At 45.6% G+C, this 17,510-nt stretch carries 16 protein-coding genes; 7 read left to right on the top strand and 9 right to left on the bottom strand.

Annotation, left to right across the window (positions count from 1 at the left end):
• Window positions 1-171: 171 nt before the first annotated feature.
• Window positions 172-1,221 carry a BMP family lipoprotein gene (locus tag MHI15_RS16655; RefSeq protein ID WP_076107271.1) on the bottom strand — a complete coding sequence of 350 codons (1,050 nt, stop codon included), beginning with the start codon at window positions 1,219-1,221 and terminating at the stop codon, window positions 172-174.
• Window positions 1,222-1,530: 309 nt separating this feature from the next.
• Here MHI15_RS16655 and MHI15_RS16660 point away from each other — a divergent pair, with 309 nt between their 5' ends.
• Window positions 1,531-2,073, top strand: coding sequence for an acyl-CoA thioesterase (locus MHI15_RS16660; RefSeq protein WP_051491073.1), 543 nt, complete (start codon window positions 1,531-1,533; stop codon window positions 2,071-2,073).
• A gap of 129 nt (window positions 2,074-2,202) precedes the next feature.
• Here the strand turns inward: MHI15_RS16660 and rplT are convergent, their stop codons facing one another.
• The 4 genes from rplT to MHI15_RS16680 all read right to left on the bottom strand — a co-directional run bounded on the left by rplT (window position 2,203) and on the right by MHI15_RS16680 (window position 4,871).
• On the bottom strand, window positions 2,203-2,562 hold the full coding sequence (gene rplT / locus MHI15_RS16665) for a 50S ribosomal protein L20 (RefSeq protein ID WP_036679505.1): 360 nt from the start codon (window positions 2,560-2,562) through the stop codon (window positions 2,203-2,205).
• 31 nt (window positions 2,563-2,593) lie between these two features.
• Window positions 2,594-2,794, bottom strand: coding sequence for a 50S ribosomal protein L35 (rpmI, locus tag MHI15_RS16670; protein WP_036679507.1), 201 nt, complete (start codon window positions 2,792-2,794; stop codon window positions 2,594-2,596).
• 60 nt (window positions 2,795-2,854) lie between these two features.
• Window positions 2,855-3,352: a translation initiation factor IF-3 gene (gene infC / locus MHI15_RS16675; RefSeq protein ID WP_036679510.1), complete on the bottom strand. Its 498-nt coding sequence runs from the start codon at window positions 3,350-3,352 to the stop codon at window positions 2,855-2,857.
• A gap of 280 nt (window positions 3,353-3,632) precedes the next feature.
• The gene (locus MHI15_RS16680; RefSeq protein WP_036679513.1) at window positions 3,633-4,871 is read right to left on the bottom strand and encodes a glycosyltransferase family 2 protein; all 1,239 of its coding nucleotides are present in this window, start codon (window positions 4,869-4,871) and stop codon (window positions 3,633-3,635) included.
• A 404-nt stretch (window positions 4,872-5,275) separates the two neighbouring features.
• Between MHI15_RS16680 and MHI15_RS16685 the strand changes: the two genes are divergently transcribed.
• Both MHI15_RS16685 and MHI15_RS16690 read left to right on the top strand, forming a co-directional pair.
• Entirely contained in the window at window positions 5,276-5,803 is a 528-nt protein-coding gene (locus tag MHI15_RS16685; RefSeq protein ID WP_076128062.1) for a phosphatase PAP2 family protein, read from the top strand.
• A 51-nt stretch (window positions 5,804-5,854) separates the two neighbouring features.
• A complete protein-coding gene (locus MHI15_RS16690) occupies window positions 5,855-6,970 on the top strand; it encodes an MGDG synthase family glycosyltransferase (RefSeq protein WP_076128064.1) in 1,116 nt (371 codons plus the stop codon).
• 92 nt (window positions 6,971-7,062) lie between these two features.
• On the opposite strand, the gene trmB is transcribed toward MHI15_RS16690, so the two are convergent.
• Window positions 7,063-7,779: a tRNA (guanosine(46)-N7)-methyltransferase TrmB gene (gene trmB, locus MHI15_RS16695; protein WP_036679523.1), complete on the bottom strand. Its 717-nt coding sequence runs from the start codon at window positions 7,777-7,779 to the stop codon at window positions 7,063-7,065.
• Window positions 7,780-7,974: 195 nt separating this feature from the next.
• The gene (locus tag MHI15_RS16700) at window positions 7,975-8,154 is read right to left on the bottom strand and encodes a hypothetical protein (protein ID WP_036679526.1); all 180 of its coding nucleotides are present in this window, start codon (window positions 8,152-8,154) and stop codon (window positions 7,975-7,977) included.
• Between the two features lie 324 nt (window positions 8,155-8,478).
• Between MHI15_RS16700 and MHI15_RS16705 the strand changes: the two genes are divergently transcribed.
• The 4 genes from MHI15_RS16705 to MHI15_RS16720 are packed head-to-tail and all read left to right on the top strand — an operon-like array spanning window position 8,479 to window position 12,032.
• Window positions 8,479-9,435, top strand: coding sequence for a TIGR01212 family radical SAM protein (locus tag MHI15_RS16705; protein WP_076107276.1), 957 nt, complete (start codon window positions 8,479-8,481; stop codon window positions 9,433-9,435).
• Window positions 9,435-10,037, top strand: a complete 603-nt coding sequence (locus MHI15_RS16710) for a class I SAM-dependent methyltransferase (RefSeq protein ID WP_341164625.1) — start codon at window positions 9,435-9,437, stop codon at window positions 10,035-10,037. Before MHI15_RS16705 ends, MHI15_RS16710 begins: the two co-directional genes overlap by 1 nt.
• A gap of 48 nt (window positions 10,038-10,085) precedes the next feature.
• The gene (locus MHI15_RS16715; protein WP_076128070.1) at window positions 10,086-11,054 is read left to right on the top strand and encodes a type I phosphomannose isomerase catalytic subunit; all 969 of its coding nucleotides are present in this window, start codon (window positions 10,086-10,088) and stop codon (window positions 11,052-11,054) included.
• Between the two features lie 27 nt (window positions 11,055-11,081).
• A complete protein-coding gene (locus tag MHI15_RS16720; protein WP_076279506.1) occupies window positions 11,082-12,032 on the top strand; it encodes an alpha/beta fold hydrolase in 951 nt (316 codons plus the stop codon).
• A 1,709-nt stretch (window positions 12,033-13,741) separates the two neighbouring features.
• Here the strand turns inward: MHI15_RS16720 and MHI15_RS16725 are convergent.
• The gene (locus MHI15_RS16725) at window positions 13,742-15,649 is read right to left on the bottom strand and encodes a B12-binding domain-containing radical SAM protein (RefSeq protein ID WP_341164626.1); all 1,908 of its coding nucleotides are present in this window, start codon (window positions 15,647-15,649) and stop codon (window positions 13,742-13,744) included.
• A 15-nt stretch (window positions 15,650-15,664) separates the two neighbouring features.
• A complete protein-coding gene (recQ, locus tag MHI15_RS16730; protein WP_341164627.1) occupies window positions 15,665-17,500 on the bottom strand; it encodes a DNA helicase RecQ in 1,836 nt (611 codons plus the stop codon).
• Between the last annotated feature and the right edge of the window lie 10 nt (window positions 17,501-17,510).

The following is a 17,510-nucleotide window of genomic DNA, read 5'->3' on the forward strand; positions in this document are numbered from 1 at the left end:
CCTCATCACAGAATATATAACTACCTTATAGACACGGATGTACCGCCCTTTGTAAGGCGGTATATCTATGTTCCTCTTATCATAACCAGTGCTTTAACAAGGAATAAGGCCAGCACAACACCGGCCTTATTCTTTGATCCTTATTGTAATGCAATAAATGGAGACTAACTATTACTCGGAAGGAACAGTGATTGTTCCATCAATGATTTGTTTTTTGTATTCTTCAACTTTAGCCAGGATCTCTTCAGAAACGTTGTCCTTAGTATCAGAAATACCTACACCATTATCTTTCAGACCAAGAACGGTTGTAGTACCACCCTTGAACGTACCGTCAATTACTTCTTTAGAAACTTTAAGAACAGCTTCGTCTACACGTTTGATCATGGAAGTCAAAGTAACGTCAGTACCAAACTCGATGGATTGGTCTTTATCTACACCAATAACCCATACTTTAGTACCGCCTGCTTTGTTACGAGCTTTAGCTTCGTTGAATACGCCATTTCCTGTTTGTCCAGCAGCAGGGAAGATAATGTCGTTTCCGTCGTTATACAATGTAGCCGCAAGAGATTTACCAACGTCTGGTTTGTCATAACCACCAGCATAAGTAGGTGTTACTTTAGCTGAAGGGTTAACTGCTGCTACACCAGCTTTAAAGCCAGCTTCAAAACGTTTGATTACAGGGCTTTCCAGACCACCGATGAATGCAACTTTGTTAGTTTTTGTAGTCAGACCAGCAACCACACCAACCAAGAAGGAACCTTCATTTTCGGAGAAAGTAACGGAAGCTACGTTAGGAGCTTCAACTACGCTATCAATGATAGCCAAGTTAGCATTTGGGTTCTCAGTAGCTACTTTTTTAATTGCGTCGCCAAGATCAAAACCAATACCCCAAGTCAAGTTGTATCCATCTTTAACGAAGGAGTTAAGGTTTGGCTCATAGTCAGCATTTGATTTACTTTGCAAGTACTTAACGCCACTACCTGTTTCTTTTTCAAGAGCTTGCAATGCTTCCCATGCGGATTGGTTAAACGATTTATCGTTTACGCCACCAATGTCAGTAACCATACCAAATTTGAAATCGGATTTAGGTGCGTTTGTTCCTGCATTGGTTCCTGCATTAGTTTCACCTTTAGCGGCGTTGTTATTGTTGTTTCCACAGCCTGTCAAAACGACTGTAAGAGACAGCAACATTGCAAGAGATAGCTTTAAACCTTTTTTCATTGAATGTAATCCCCCTTAAAATATTGGATGTCTTCTGTGTTCTGCTTGGACATTCCATTAGTTCAAATTATAACTGCAATAAAATCTAAAATCCAGTGCATAAATGACCTCAGGTCAATAATAATTTGCACTTTTTAGCAAGTAACCGCTTTCCATGACATAGCATGTTACAGTTATGTCTGGTTAATGTCAGAAACCCTGATTTTACTCTGTATAGTATTCCAACACATTACAAATATTATTGCACACTTAAGTGTTTTCTATTATTATGATTCCTTAGTAATTGCACTGAAAGGAAGTTATCAGATCATGACCGAAGAAATAAATCCACAAACAACACCGGCCTTCAAATATTGCCGTGAATCCCGTGTCTTCAAAACCGGACGCGTTTTCCCTAATGATGTCAATAATCACAAAACATTATTCGGTGGCAAGCTTATGAGCGGCATTGATGAAGTAGCCTCCATTTCAGCTATGCGCCATTGTCGAACTAACGTCGTCACAGCCTCTACAGACTCTGTAGACTTCTTGAGACCCATTCGCCCTACTGACTCCGTATGCTTTGAATCCTTCGTCTCCTGGACCGGACGGACAAGCATAGAGGTGTTTGTGAAGATCATTTCAGAAAATCTATATACTGGAGAGCGCGCTGTCGCTGCTACTTCATTCCTAACCTTTGTCGCAGTCGAAGAGGATGGCACACCTACTCCGGTCCCAGCTATCATCCCAGAGACAGACGAAGAGAAGCTGATCAACGAATCTGCTAATGAACGTTCCGAGCTACGAAAAGTTCGCCGCAATATCAGCAAAAAACTCGCCGCTCAATTAAACACCATAAAGTACTGGGAATAGCTCTGCAGATGCAGAGCTTTTTCTTTTATGTAGGGAATGTCAACGCTGCTTCATCCCTATCTTACCGCACAAAAAAGCACCGCTGCATGGGCAACCCGCAGGCGGTGCTTTTCGGTTATATTACAACACTTACGCGTTGATTTTCTCTTTAGCAATACCAGCCAAGGAGTTGAATGCGTTAAGATCATTCACAGCCAGATCAGCCAGCATTTTACGGTTAACTTCTACACCAGCCAATTTCAGGCCGTATACAAGCTTGCTGTAAGAAAGACCGTTCAAACGAGCTGCTGCATTAATACGAACGATCCACAGTCTGCGGAAGTTACGTTTAGTTTGACGACGGTCGCGGTAAGCGTAAACCATCGATTTCATTACTTGTTCTTTAGCTGTTTTAAAAATACGGTGTTTAGAACCGAAATAACCTTTTGCCAATTTCAACACTTTTTTATGTTTACGACGAACTACAAATCCGCCCTTAACTCTTGCCATATTAATAAACCTCCCAAAAATGTGTAATAAACTATTTCAAGTTAGCCAATCCTTGTTTCAAACGTCTTACATCCCCAGGGGCCATTACTGGATTTCCGTTCAGAACGCGCTTAGCGCGTTTAGATTTGTGGGACAGCAAGTGGTTTTTGTGAGCTTTGTAACGTGTTACTTTACCAGTTCCGGTAATTTTGAAGCGGCCTTTCAGGCTGCTGTGTGTTTTCATCTTAGGCATGGTGTTTCCTCCTTGAATATTATGCGGCGCCAAATTGCAGATAAGCAAGTGACTCCAGATTTATTGAGCTTTAGGAGCCAAAATCATAATCATGCTGCGGCCTTCCAGCTTTGGCTGGCGCTCAACAACAGATATATCAGCCACTTCGTTCTTCACTCGTTCGAGGATTTTTTGGCCGATATTCGCGTGTGTAATCTCACGTCCGCGGAAACGTACGGAGCACTTCACTTTATCGCCCTCACCCAAGAACTTGATCACATTGCGGAACTTAGTTTGATAATCATGTTCCTCAATGTTAGCACGGAACCAGACTTCCTTGATATCAACGACCTTCTGGTTTTTACGCGCTTCCTTCTCTTTCTTCTGCGTTTCATAACGGAACTTGCCGTAATCCATGATGCGGCATACCGGCGGCTTAGCCTGTGGTGCTACATTGACTAGATCCAGATTAAGATCGATCGCCATTTGCAGCGCTTCGCGGATCGGTTTAATTCCGATTTGCTCACCTTCCGCACCAACCAACCGTACCTCTTTGGCCCGAATTTCATCATTGATCATATGTTCCTTACTGATAACTCTCCACCTCCGGATCTTTTTAACAACTATTCTCACGTAACTCCATAAAAAAGGGGTGCCGGTAACACCCGACACCCCGTGTTTGATCAACGTTCATGAACATTAACATTCATAAAGCATTGAGATCAAAACCAGCCGGCGAATATGCCAGTCAGGTGAGAAGCAGGTGCTTCTTCTTGCAATCCCTATGATTTGCGTACTTGAATACTATACACCACACTATTTGGGGTGTCAATCCTTTTATGCAGAAATTTCGTGAATTTTATACCTGCTTACTTTGTACTTCTTCAAGTCGTACTACGCGAGTATGCTTGGTATGGCTCCATTGCTTATTGTTCTGCGTGAAGAACGCATAGAACGTAATCGGATACCACGAGATCAAGTAGATCGGGAAGAATACAAGATAAGCATATACTTTCTTGAACGTAACCTTCTCCAATGCCATCGCAATACCAAAAGTCACCAGATTGGCGCCAATAGCCAGGAAGCTGAGCCAGATCGGCAAGCTGCCGTAAATGTTAGCGATATTCGGTCCGTTAAAGAACGCCATATCTACCCACATTACCGCCGTCATTAAAAAAGTGAGCAATACAATATATACATTCGCTCCATAAAGCGCGAGGTCAAACTTCGTTAAGCTGCGTTCTTTAATACTTTGCCAAAGCAATGGGAAAAAATAACGGCGAGCAACAGTGAAGTGCCCCTGCATCCAACGCAGACGCTGTCTTGAGGAAGCCTTGAAGGTTAACGGCTTCTCATCAAATACCTTTGCATCATAATTGAACTTAGGATATACACCATGTGCTGCACTACGCATCGTAAACTCCAAGTCCTCGACCAAACTTGTAGCTCCCCAGCCCATTTCTTTAAGAAGTGTGGTCTCAAAACACATTCCCGTTCCGCCAAGGAAGTTAGCCATATTTAAATTATGGCGTGAAAGTTGCCACAAACGGTTAATATACCAGTACGAAATACCATAAGCAGCTGTAATCCAGGAATCCTCTGGATTCTTGGTGTCGATATAACCTTGGATTACCCGTGCACCTGAACAAAGATCATTATTCATCTCCATCAGGAACTCAGTATGCGCCAAGTTATCAGCATCGAACATGACAACAGCATCATATTGCCGCGGCATAGCCCACAGCTCTTTAAGCATCCATTCTATTGCGTAGCCTTTACCTCTCAGATTTGCATTGGTGCGGACACAAGCGTTCATGCCGTGTTCTCTAACGATGCGAGCTGTACCGTCTGTACAATTGTCACAAATTACAAATACATCGTACAGTTCTGATGGATAATTAAGCTGCTTCAGATTCTCCATTAATGCGCCGACAACTTCTTCCTCGTTATGTGCGGCAACAAGTACGGCAAAAGATTTTTCCGGCTTATACTGCGTTTTTTTCTTTTTCCTGTGCAGTCCGAATAATGAAAACGTAAACTGATAGACTGCGATTGCTGCCAAGATCACTTGGAGCGTAACAAACAGTGCGTCTGTCATGACCTTTTGATGCCCCCTTTTTTCACTCTTGGTGTTCTTTTTTTCTCTCTAGCTTGCTTGACGTTCTTTCTGACCCTTTTGTTGCATCCCTTAACAATAGACCAAGAGTATTCTTATTCTCGGCAGACTTCACAATTTTTATATATGCTGTTTAAAAGAATTCTATGGATTCCTTTTTTTGAATCCTTATTTATCTCTTACCCTTTTAAACAGGTTTAGTCTGCTTGAATCATTGTAAAGCGTAATAGTGCTCTAAGTCAAAACTGGCAAATTTCGTGTAAACCTGAGCTTTTCCTTGAAATGAACTACCTTTAAAAAGTATGATTAAGACAGATCTAAGCTATAGAACGGATTACTGCATTAACATCTGTTAACGGTAGCCGGACTAGCGGAGGGAATTAGATATGAGACATTTATTCATGAAACTACATCTCTGGGAGCGGCATCTTTTTAAGTGGATCAACGGACGAATGCATAATCGTTTTTTGAACTTTTGGCTCTTTTACCTTACTCATTTGGGTGGAGCTACAAGCACGATTGTTATCAATATACTGGTATGGGTATTAGCTCCTGAGCCTTGGAGAACTACAGGTTTACAAGCCTTAACAGCACTAGCTGTCAGCCATATACCCGTAGCTATCGCCAAAAAACTGTACCCGCGTATGCGTCCTTATCTGGCGTTACCGGAAACCAATACTTTTCGTAATCCATTAAAGGATCATTCTTTTCCATCTGGTCATACTACAGCTATCTTTGCTTCTACGGTCCCTTATATGCTGGCGTTTCCTGCTTTGACCGTTATTCTGCTGCCGCTAGCTTGTATTGTCGGATTTTCTCGTATTTATCTTGGATTGCATTATCCATCAGATGTTATAGCTGGCGCAGTGATCGGTTCCTGCGTAGCAGCTGGTACTATAGCCTTATGGATGTAAAGCATTTATTGTTAATAACCGGGAAAACCCTTGAGAATAGGTGAATCAACATTGCGTAAAAAAAGAATCTTAATACTCTCGGAAGGTTTTGGCGCCGGACATACACAAGCAGCTTATGCGTTGTCGAGCAGTCTGCGCCAATTATCGCCTAATTTACAAACGAAGGTGCTAGAACTTGGAAATTTTTTAAACCCCAAGATGGCACCTATTATTCTGTCTGCTTACCGAAAGACGGTAACGACACAGCCAAAATTGATGGGTTATGTCTACCGTCACCAGAAATCATTCAATCGTCTTACCACGCTTGCCTTGCATCGTATATTTTATACGCATGCCAAAAATATTGTGAGGCAACTGAAACCCGACGTAATTGTCTGCACACATTTTATTCCAGGTGCTGTAGTGTCCCGCCTAAAGAGATTGGATCCTACCCTAAATGTGCCGCTCGTCACCGTCATAACGGATTATGATGCGCATGCAACCTGGATTAGCCCAGAGGTAGACCTTTACCTGGTTTCAACACCTGAGGTTAAATCCAAATTACGCAGCCGAAATATTCCTGCCACGAAAATTCAGGTAACAGGTATACCGATACACCCTAATTTTTGGAAGCATCCCGGAAAGCAGGAGATTCGAGAGCAATTCAATCTGCGGGAGATGCCAACCGTTCTTGTCATGGGCGGAGGCTGGGGAATCATGAACGACCAAGTCGTAAATGCTTGTCTGGCGGAATGGCGTGACAAGATTCAGATTGTTTTCTGTCTCGGCAATAACGAACAGCTGCTAAAGGAAATGAAAGAAGACCCGCATTATAATCATCCTAATATCTCCTTACTCGGCTTTACGCGTGAAATCCACAAGCTGATGGAGGTATCCGATCTGCTGGTTACAAAACCGGGAGGAATGACCTGCAGTGAAGGGCTTGCAAAAGGTATTCCGATGCTCTTCCATCACCCTCTTCCCGGGCAGGAGGAGGAGAATTGCCGCTACTTTACTGCAGCCGGCTTCGGAGAACCCATCGAATCTTTAGAGGTTGTCGAAATGTGGATGGAGCGCCTCTTAAACAACTATGAGGATGTGCAAAACAAGCGCAAACTTCATCTTGAAGAAATTGCGCGCTACCATCCTTTACAATGTGCTCAGAGTATCATTGAATTATTGGAATAGTTAATTTAAAAAAGCGGCAGCCTCCAAACTACTTTACTTGGAGAGTTGCCGCTTTATTATTGAAGCATGCCATTTGAAGCAGTGCTTTGTAACTACAGCCGATATTTATCCAATCGGGTAGCCTGATACTGTTTGAGTGCTTCTGCACCTACAATTGCCTCGCAACGATGGATATTCACGCCACGTCCGACAAATTTCGTCTCATATTCTGTCATGATATGATCCTCGTTGATGATGCCATCTGCATGTAGGTCCAAAGAAATATTTTTCATCTGCAAGCCAAAGTCCGCAAAGGCATTTAATGAGAACTCAAAAAGACTGCGGGAATCTGTTTTTAGATGAATTTCACCTAGATCGCTAAGCAAACCGCGATATTTGTCAAGAAAACGTGGATGTGTCAAACGACGCCGGGCATGCTTGCTTTTAGGCCACGGATCGCTGAAATTAAGATAAATCCGTTCAAGCTCTCCCGGAGCAAATACTTCCTCAGCATAATCGATATTTGCAAGTGCCAATTTCAGGTTAGGCGGTGTTTCATGTCCTGCCGGCTCCCATACTGCTCTAGCCTTATCTCCAGCACGGCGGATCAGCTCATCATACATATCCACTCCGATAAAGTTAATATCAGGGTATTTAAAGCTCATTTGGCTGATAAACTGTCCTTTGCCCATTCCGAACTCCACATGGATCGGATGATCGTTACCGAACAGCTTGGACCACTCACCTTTATAACTCCGAGGATCTAGAATGACTAAATCCGTCTGTTCTTCCAAACTTTCACGTATTCCTTTTCTTCCGCGTAAACGCATAGGTATTCCTCCGATTATCTCTTATACGATAACTGTCACTTGCAATATTGTGCCGAAATTGTCCCAAAAAGTAAAGGGATTGCGGTAAAAAAGAAAAAGGAATTCTCTGGTTCAGCTCTTAAATGAGCTGTTCAGAGGAATTCCTTCGTTGTTGTATATTGGAATAGATTTCGTTCTTGTCTGGCAAATCAGGATTTACTTTGTGTTTGTGGCAAATGTCTTTTTTTCGAATGCGCTACGAATTTTGCGCTGCGCATCTGTCTTGATCTTAGGGTTGCCGTTAAATTCCACGCCCGTTAGTGCAAGGGCTTCATCTGGTGTTAAGTGGACTTCAATCGAATCTTTACCCTCAGCATATACCGTTTGAGAATTCATTGCTATCACCTCACGGTTATTATTATGGATCGGACGACACGAAATTATGAACTCTTGGATGAATTTCTTTATGCCACAGCAGCTTTTCACACTCTGAATATAACATACTATGTAAGCATTTTCAAGCTGAAAGCGCCTTATTTCCTGCCTATTTTTCATGCCGTTATGAGGAGTCAATGTTACGCCGAGCTCGGTTTTTTGATACAATGTATTGGATTATAAGAAACGGCTGTGCGTTCTCTGGGATAAGGACGCCATCTGTCTCAGAAAAATATAAGGATAAGGAATGTTATCCATAATTATATTTTCAGAAAGGGGCTTCTCGTGTCTAATCTTCAATACACTTCTCCTCCGCAACTTTGGGGAGATAAACGTTTTCATACTTGGAATTACGAAATGCGTGAACACATGAACACCAAGGTATTCAAAGTTATGCTTGATGCAGGCTTTACCTGTCCCAATCGTGACGGCTCCATTGCTAAGGGAGGCTGCACATTTTGCAGTGCCAGAGGTTCTGGTGATTTTGCCGGAAGCCGCCGAGATGACCTAGTCACACAATTCAATAACGTCCGTGACAGACAGCATCTGAAATGGCCAAATGCTAAATATATCGGTTACTTCCAAGCCTATACTAATACGTACGCTCCGGTCGAAGAGCTGAGAGAATATTTCGAAGTTATTTTGCAGCAGCCTGGTGTCGTTGGATTGTCTATTGCTACTCGCCCTGACTGTCTGCCGGATGATGTGGTCGAATATTTAGCAGAGCTGAACAAGCGTACGTATCTTTGGGTAGAGATGGGTCTTCAGACTATACATGACTCCACTTCTGAGCTTATTAACCGGGCGCATGATACGCAGTGTTATGTGGAGGCTGTGGAGAAGCTGCGCCGTCACAATATTCGAATCTGTACCCATATCATTCACGGTCTCCCACAGGAGACGCACGAAATGATGCTTGAAACGGTATCTGCTGTAGCTCGCATGGATGTGCAGGGAATTAAGATTCACCTTCTGCATCTCATGCGCAAAACACCAATGGTGAAGCAGTATGAAGCAGGATTGCTCCGATTCATGGAACAGGACGAGTATGTGAAGCTGATTGCTGATTCACTTGAAATTCTGCCCCCTGAGATGATTGTTCATCGCTTGACTGGAGATGCCCCACGGGATCTCTTAGTTGGACCGATGTGGAGTCTCAAGAAATGGGAAGTGCTAAATGCCATTGACGATGAGCTTGTTGCTCGTGATACTTGGCAGGGTAAGTATTGGAGGAAGGGCTAATGGGCTTTATGTCCGTTCTAAGCTTTGCTCATAAATTAATCTCTGAGCGGCTAACTTTAGGTGACCGTGCGATTGATGCAACTGTAGGTACTGGTGCTGACACGCTTTTTCTAGCCAAAACAACCGGAGCTCGTGGCGAAGTCTACGGCTTTGACATTCAAGCTGCGGCGCTGAAGCTGGCAGAAGAACGTCTCCGGCTTACGCGGGAGGACACTTCCTCACTCTCTGCCGTTACCTTACTGGAACGCAGCCATGCCGAAATGGCAGAAGCCGTCCCGGCTAACTGGCCAGGCACCGTTGGTGCTGTAATGTTCAATCTTGGCTATCTGCCTTCAGGCGATGCCGACAAGAATATCATTACTGAGCCGGATAGCTCTATTGCAGCCCTGGAAGCTTCACTCCAGCTGCTGCGTCCGGGGGGAATTATTACGGCTGTACTGTATCCTGGCCATGCAGGCGGAGATCTCGAGGCCGCCGCTGTTGAAGCTTGGGCTGCGACTGTTTCCCCTAAGGTAGCGCAGAGCATTGTATATCGCCAGTTGCAGCGCACGGACGCACCTTATGTAGTTGCCCTCGAGAAGAAAAAAGGTTCCCCCTCTTAAGCTTTGTAAACAATCAAACAATCTTGTAATTGGGAAGGAAGATTACGAATGACACAACCATATCCTTTAAAATTTCAACCGGAGTTTAAAGAACGTGTCTGGGGTGGCCGCGCGCTGGAGAAATTCGGCCTGAATCTACCAGAAGGCCATATTGGTGAAGGCTGGATGATTGCCGATCATGCGAATGGAACATCTTCGGTGGTTAATGGAGAATTAGCTGGACAAGGTCTGGATCAAATTCGTGAGCAATTTGGTCACGAGTGGTTCGGAAGCAAGGGAATATCAGAAGCTGGTGGAAGATTTCCACTCTTGATCAAATTGTTGGATTGCAACGACAACCTTTCCGTTCAAGTCCATCCTACGGATGATTATGTAGGATTGCCTAAAGGTGAACTGGGTAAAACAGAGATGTGGTACGTATTAGACGCTAAGCCAGATGCAAAAATCATCTACGGCCTTAAAGAAGGCGTAGACCGTGAAACATTACGCGAAGCACTGGAAAAAGGCACGGTTATGGATAGCCTTCAAGAGGTATCTGTCTCCGCTGGCGATTCCTTCTACATCCCTGCCGGAACGGTACATGCTCTATGCGCTGGTGTCGTTGTAGCGGAAATTCAACAGAATTCCGACACTACATACCGTATTTATGACTACGACCGTCCAGGTCTAGATGGAAAACCACGCGAGCTTCATATCGAGGATTCTCTGAATGTTACAGCTTATGAAGGCGCTGGCGCTACTTCGATGAAGACCGATCATGCAGTGCCTGGAGAGTGGCTGCAGCTTGCCGCTTCACCTTATTTTATTGTCGAAAAAGGGATCGTAAATGGTTCATGGGATCTCACCACTTCAGAAGACAGCTTCACTATTCTGGTTATCTGCGAAGGCAGCGGACATCTGACTTGGGAAGGCGGCTCCCAGCCTTATGCCGCAGGGGAATGTTATCTGATTCCTTCCAACCTAGGCCGTTATACTATCGAGGGTCATTCTACTGTGCTTCGCTCTTATTTACCATAAGTCGAGAACCTTTAGGAGGAATGGACCATGAAGGAAAACAGCTTTACTCTAACGGATCCCATAGGTGTAACCATCCATGTCTATGAATGGTTACCTGAGTCCGATGTGCCAGTTAGAGGAATCGTGCAAATTTCACACGGGATGTGTGAAACTGCTGCCCGCTACGCTCGTTTTGCGGAAGCTTTAACCGGGGTTGGTTATGCAGTATATGCCAATGACCACCGGGGACATGGTAGAACCGCTGGTCAAGTCAATCTGCTTGGTGATGTTGGGGAGGACGGATTTTATTGGATGCGGCGCAATCTTCTGCAGGTAGGTGCCGCAGCACTCTCCAAGCATGAAGGAAAGCCCATCATTTTATTCGCACACAGTATGGGTTCCTTTCTGGGTCAAAAACTCATGTGCGAAGAAGGCAACGAAATCTATTCAGGGTTTATCCTAAGCGGGACAAATGGTCCACGCAGTATGCTGCGTATTGGAGAATCTCTGGCTAGCGCGCAGCTTAAGCTAAAGGGTGAGCATCATCGCAGTGTACTGCTGAACAGTCTGGTATTCGGCAGCTATAACCGCGCCTTTTCCCCGGTCAGAACAACATTTGACTGGCTGAGCAGCGATACTGCGGAAGTAGATAAGTACATTTCCGATCCATTCTGCGGAGCTATTTGTACAACACGCTTTTTCCGTGGTTTCTTCCACCTCCTAAGAGAGATCCATACTGAGGAATCACTTAGCACATTATGTACAGGTAAGCCCATTTATATATTTGGTGGGGATAAGGACCCTGTCGGGATGAACGGTCAAGGCATTCCCCGTCTTGCGGAGTTGTATAAGAAACGAGGAGTGTCAGACGTTGAGTTCCGACTCTATCCAGAAGGTAGACACGAAATGCTAAATGAAGTGAATCGAGATCAAGTCACAGCCGATGTGCTCAACTGGTTAGAGCGCCACCTTCCTTCAGAGGTTTCAACGATAAGTTAAGAGAAAACGCGGTTGTTAGTGAATTTATGAGACGAGAATTGAGACAACATAGAAGCGATGCTCCCGGTATTTGGGAGATCGCTTCTTTGCGGTTTGCGTAACTTATCTCAGCAGACTTCTCAATCTAACAATCTCCAGTTCCTCCGCGCATCTGAACTTTAGTAAATAAACTTCCGCCACCACTTTCGGACTCAGTTGACGCTGTCTTCAGCTCATCGTTCTCCCCCTCCACTTTCGGACTCAGTTGACATTAACTACACATCATTACTCTCCCCGCTACTTCCAGACTCAGTTGACACTAACCACACTTCATTACTCTCCCCGCTACTTCCGGACTCAGTTGACACTAACCACACTTCATTACTCTCCCCGCTACTTCCGGACTCAGATGACGCTATTTGCTGATTTATAGCCTTTCGAGCTAGGTTTCGGACTCCAGTGCACCTATTCCTTCCAAAGAGGTGTATATTAGGTGTTTTTCGTGCCAATAGCGACTATGCGGTCCGTTAGCATCCAAAAAACAGGATATTTCCACGTATAAGGTCCGCTGGGTCCGCCTGCGTCGGGTTACTCACCGCTTCCGGACTCAGATGATGCTATTTGCTATTTTCAGACATTCGAGCTAGGTTTCGGACTCAGCTGTCACTAACTACACATCATCACTTTCCCCCTCCACTTTCGGACTCAGTTGACACTAGCTACATATCATCACCTTCCCCCGCCGCTTTCGGACCCAGATGACGCTATTTACTAATTTATAGCCTTTCGAGCTAGGTTTCGGACTCCAGTGCACCTATTCCTTCCAAAGAGGTGTATATTAGGTGTTTTTCGTGCCAATAGCGACTATGCGGTCCGTTAGCATCCAAAAAGCAGGATATTTCCACGTATAAGGTCCGCTGGGTCCGCCTGCGTCAGGTTACTCACCGCTTTCGGACTCAGATGACGCTAGCTACACATCATCACCATTCCCCCTACTCTCGGACTCAGTTGACACTAACTACACACCATTACTCTCCCGCTACTTCCGGACTCAGTTGACGCTTTTGCTAATTTATAGCCTTTCGCGCTAGGTTTCGGACTCCAGTGCACCTATTCATGCGAAACAGGTTCATATTGGATGTTTTCAAGCCAATAGCGACTATGCGGTCCGTTAGCATCAAAAAACAGGATATTTCCACGTATAAGGTCCGCTGGGTCCGCCTGCGTCATTACTCTCCCCGCTACTTCCGGACTCAGTTGACGCTATTTGCTAATTTATAGCCTTTCGAGCTAGATATCGGACTCCAGTGCAGCTATTCATGTGAAACAGGTTCATATTTGGTGTGTTTCGTGCCAATAGCGACTATGCGGTCCGTTAGCATCCAAAAAACAGGATAATTCCACGTATAAGGTCCGCTGGGTCCGCCTGCGTCGGGTGACTCACCGCTTCCGGACTCAGATGACGCTATTTTCTAATTTATAGCCTTTCGAGCTAGGTTTCGGACTCCAGTGCAGCTATTCATGCGAAACAGGTTCATATTAGGTGTTTTTCGTGCCAATAGCGACTATGCGGTCCGTTAGCACCAAAAAACAGGATATTTCCACGTATAAGGTCCGCTGGGTCCGCCTGCGACGGGTTACTCACCACTTCCGAACTCCGTTGTCGCTATCGCCCAAGACAAAAAAATAGACCGTCCCATAAAGGAACGGTCTATCCTTCCACCCGCCTATTACAAGGGCAGTGTGTAGTACTGAGCGCGTTGACTCTCGTTCTGCTGATACATTACGATTAGTAGCGTGCGCCCTTCTCTAATGGAAGCGGGCTCCGCTACAGCTACAGCCGAGCTTGCTGCTTGCGCAGTCTCTTCTAAACTACTATCCGCTGCTCCCTGTAATGGCGAGTCTGCCGAAGGCAACGCCTCCAGATTAGCCATATCAGCTTCACTATCCTCCAAGCCTTCATCGGCACGCATGCCGCTGATGGAATCCAGCACCGCTTCCAGCGAGAATGGCAATACTTCCAGCACAGTATACTTTTGCAGTTCTCTTTCGTTAAGTCCTGCTTCTGCTAACTGGGCAGAAATTTGACCCGGATTAGCCGCGATATCTTTCAAATAGCTCGACCAATCCGACTTATCCAGCACGAAATCCCACCAGATTTTGCGCGGCTTGTACTTGTGTCCAAGAAAATAGTCCAGCTTCATCAAGCCAGTTATAACATCCATAGACGGCGTCCCGCGATCTATCAGGAAGGACTGCAAGCGGGTAAAGAGATCTTCCAGCTGATGGCCAATCTTTTGCCAGCCTCTCTCCTCCCAATAGTCACCGAACTCCTGAAAGAAATCGAATGGCGAATCAAATACATGACGGATCAAGTACTTGGCCGTATGGTCCATCCGGTGGCTGTTCCAGTATTTCTCCAGCACATCCTCAAGCCGCTTCAAACGGATAATGTCTGAGAAAGGCATCATATGACTGCTAAGGATTTCATAAGGTGCGTGTTCCATATACGTGTACTCATATTTAGACGCCTGTGCCCGCAGCCCCGTTCCCCGCAGCATTTTGAGGAATCCTAGCTGTAGCTCTTCCGGCTCCATAACGAATACATCATTAAACGTTTTACGGAAGGTGCTGTAATCCTCCATAGGTAATCCGGCAATCAAATCCAGATGCTGATCGATATTGCCGCTTGCCTTAATCTTCATTACGGTACGGGACAGCTTTTTGAAATTCTGGCGGCGTTTAACAAGCTCATTCGTCTCATCGTTGGTAGATTGCACCCCAATTTCAAATCTAAAAATACCCGGAGGCGCATTCTTAGATAGGAAATCCAGAACTTCAGGCCGCATGATATCTGCGGTAATTTCGAACTGAAACACGCAGCCTTGATGATTATCGATCAGGAATTGAAACATTTCCATCGCATAGTTGCGGTTGATATTAAAGGTACGATCCAGAAATTTAATGATTTTGGCGCCATTCTGTATTAAATAGAGCAGATCGGATTTCACTCGTTCAATATCATAATAACGTACGCCTACCTCAATACTGGATAAACAGAACTGGCAGTTAAATGGGCACCCGCGGCTTGTCTCAAAATAAACAATACGTTTACTCAAATCTGGAATATCCTCAGGAAAACGATGCGGCGTAGGCAGCGTATTCAGATCGCTTTTGGGACGTGGTGGATTGACAATGATCTCTTCTCCCTTGCGATAAGCGGCTCCATACACAAAGTGAAACTTACGATCATCCCTTAGCTCCTGCAGCAAATGGTGGAACGTCTCTTCCCCATCTCCATTAACTATAAAATCAATACCAGCTTCTCTTTTCATCCAATGAAGCGGCTCATACGAAACTTCCGGTCCTCCGAGAACAATCTTAACTTCAGGCATCACTTGCTTAAGAATACCAATCAGCTTCAGCGTCTCTTCGATGTTCCAGATATAACAGGAGAAACCAATCACATCTGGCCGTTTCTGAAACAAGTCGGACACAATATTCATCACGGGATCTTTGATGGTGTACTCTGCCAAATGAATATCCTTAAATTCATGCTCACTGTACGCTTTTAGCAAGCGGATTGCGAGTGAGGTATGAATATATTTGGCGTTTAACGTGGTCAGGACGATTTTCATGCTACACGACCTTTTCTACATTTCATTTTGAAAAAACTCTAAGAATGCCTTACCGTACTTCCGGTATTTCACTTCCCCAACACCCTTTACCCTCAGCATTTCCGCTTCGGTCTGCGGGCAAACCACACTCATCTCACGCAGCGTGGCATCATTAAAAATAATGTACGACGGCACATGCTCGCGTCCTGCCAATTCACGCCGGATAAGACGCAGCTGCTCAAAGACAGTCTCATTGACGGCTGATGGCGACAGGTCATGCCCCCGGCTACGAACTCTCGTACCAGATGTTGTACCTGTCCGCGAAGGCCGTGCCACACGCTGCATCACCTCACGCTGTCCGCGCAGGACCTCAGCAGCCAGAGGCTGAAGCCGTACTACAGGGTACTGGCCTTCCGACAAGGCAAGATACCCTTCTGAGATGAGCACATTGATACTCTCTGAGATTTCCTTCTCCGTCCGGCTCGACATCGCCCCATGTGTGGGCAGCTTATCGAAGCCGTACTGCATCACCTTTTGATTGCGAGAGCCTTTCAGCACAGATGCCACCAACGCTACACCATAACGCTCCCGCATGCGGTGGATGCAGGAGAAAATCTTTTGCGCATCGACGGTCATATCCACTAGCTCTCGTTCATCCGTACATGAGCTGCAGATACCACATGGCTTGTCCCCATGCTCTTCCCCGAAATAATCCAGCTGGGCACTGCGCAAGCAGCGAGTAGTATAGCAATAATCAATCATTTGCTGAAGCTTGCGATATTCGTTAGCTTTACGGTCAGTATCCTGTGGATTCTGCTCGATCAGGAACTTTTGCGTCATAATATCCTGCGCACTAAACAGCAAAATACATTCACTCGGCTCCCCGTCACGTCCAGCACGACCTGCTTCCTGAACATAAGCTTCCATATTTTTGGGCATATTGTAGTGAATTACGTACCGGACATTGGATTTATCAATCCCCATCCCAAAGGCATTCGTAGCCACCATGACCCGGATATCGTCATAGAGGAACCCTTCCTGGCTATCTGCCCGCTCCTGGTCGTTCATACCCGCATGATAGCGACCTGCCGCTATGCCAGAAGCTTGCAGCCTCTGATACAGATCATCTACTTCTTTGCGGGTTGCCGCATATACAATCCCCGGCTGGTGAGAATGCGTAGCCGCATAATCCATAACGAACTCCCGCTTGTTCTCTCCCCGCAGCACGGACATTGCCAGATTATCTCTTCCTAGCCCCGTCATGAAAATACCCGGCTCGCGTAAGCGCAGCAGCCGGACCATATCCTCTATAACCTCCGGCGTCGCCGTGGCGGTAAATGCTGCCAGGATCGGACGTTTAGGCAGCTCATCTACAAATGGAGATACCGACAGATAACTTGTCCGAAAATCATGTCCCCACTGGGATACACAGTGCGCTTCATCAACAGCCACGCAGGAAATAGACAGCTCAGCCATTTCCAGACGGAACCAGTCCAGCTCAAGTCTTTCGGGCGCAACATAGAGCAGCTTCAAATCGCCCCGCCGGGCAGCCCGAATCCGCTCATTCACTTCTTTTCCGCTTAACGTGCTATTAATAAAGGCTGCCGGAATACCCGCAGTAGTTAACGCATCCACCTGGTCTTTCATCAGCGAGATCAGTGGTGATATCACCAGTGTCAGCCCTGGCAGGAGCAGTGCAGGAACCTGATAACAGATCGATTTCCCGCCACCCGTAGGGAGGATTCCCAGTGTGTCGCGTCCTTCCAGCAAGTTCTGAACAATCTTTTTCTGGCCATCCCGAAAGTCTGGATAACCGTAATATTTTTGCAGCTCAGCCTGCGCCTGTTCAATAGTAGGTGCTTGCATCTTCATATCTCTCATA

Origin of the sequence: Paenibacillus sp. FSL H7-0918 (assembly GCF_038007025.1) — a bacterium.
Classification (GTDB): domain Bacteria; phylum Bacillota; class Bacilli; order Paenibacillales; family Paenibacillaceae; genus Paenibacillus_AQ; species Paenibacillus_AQ odorifer.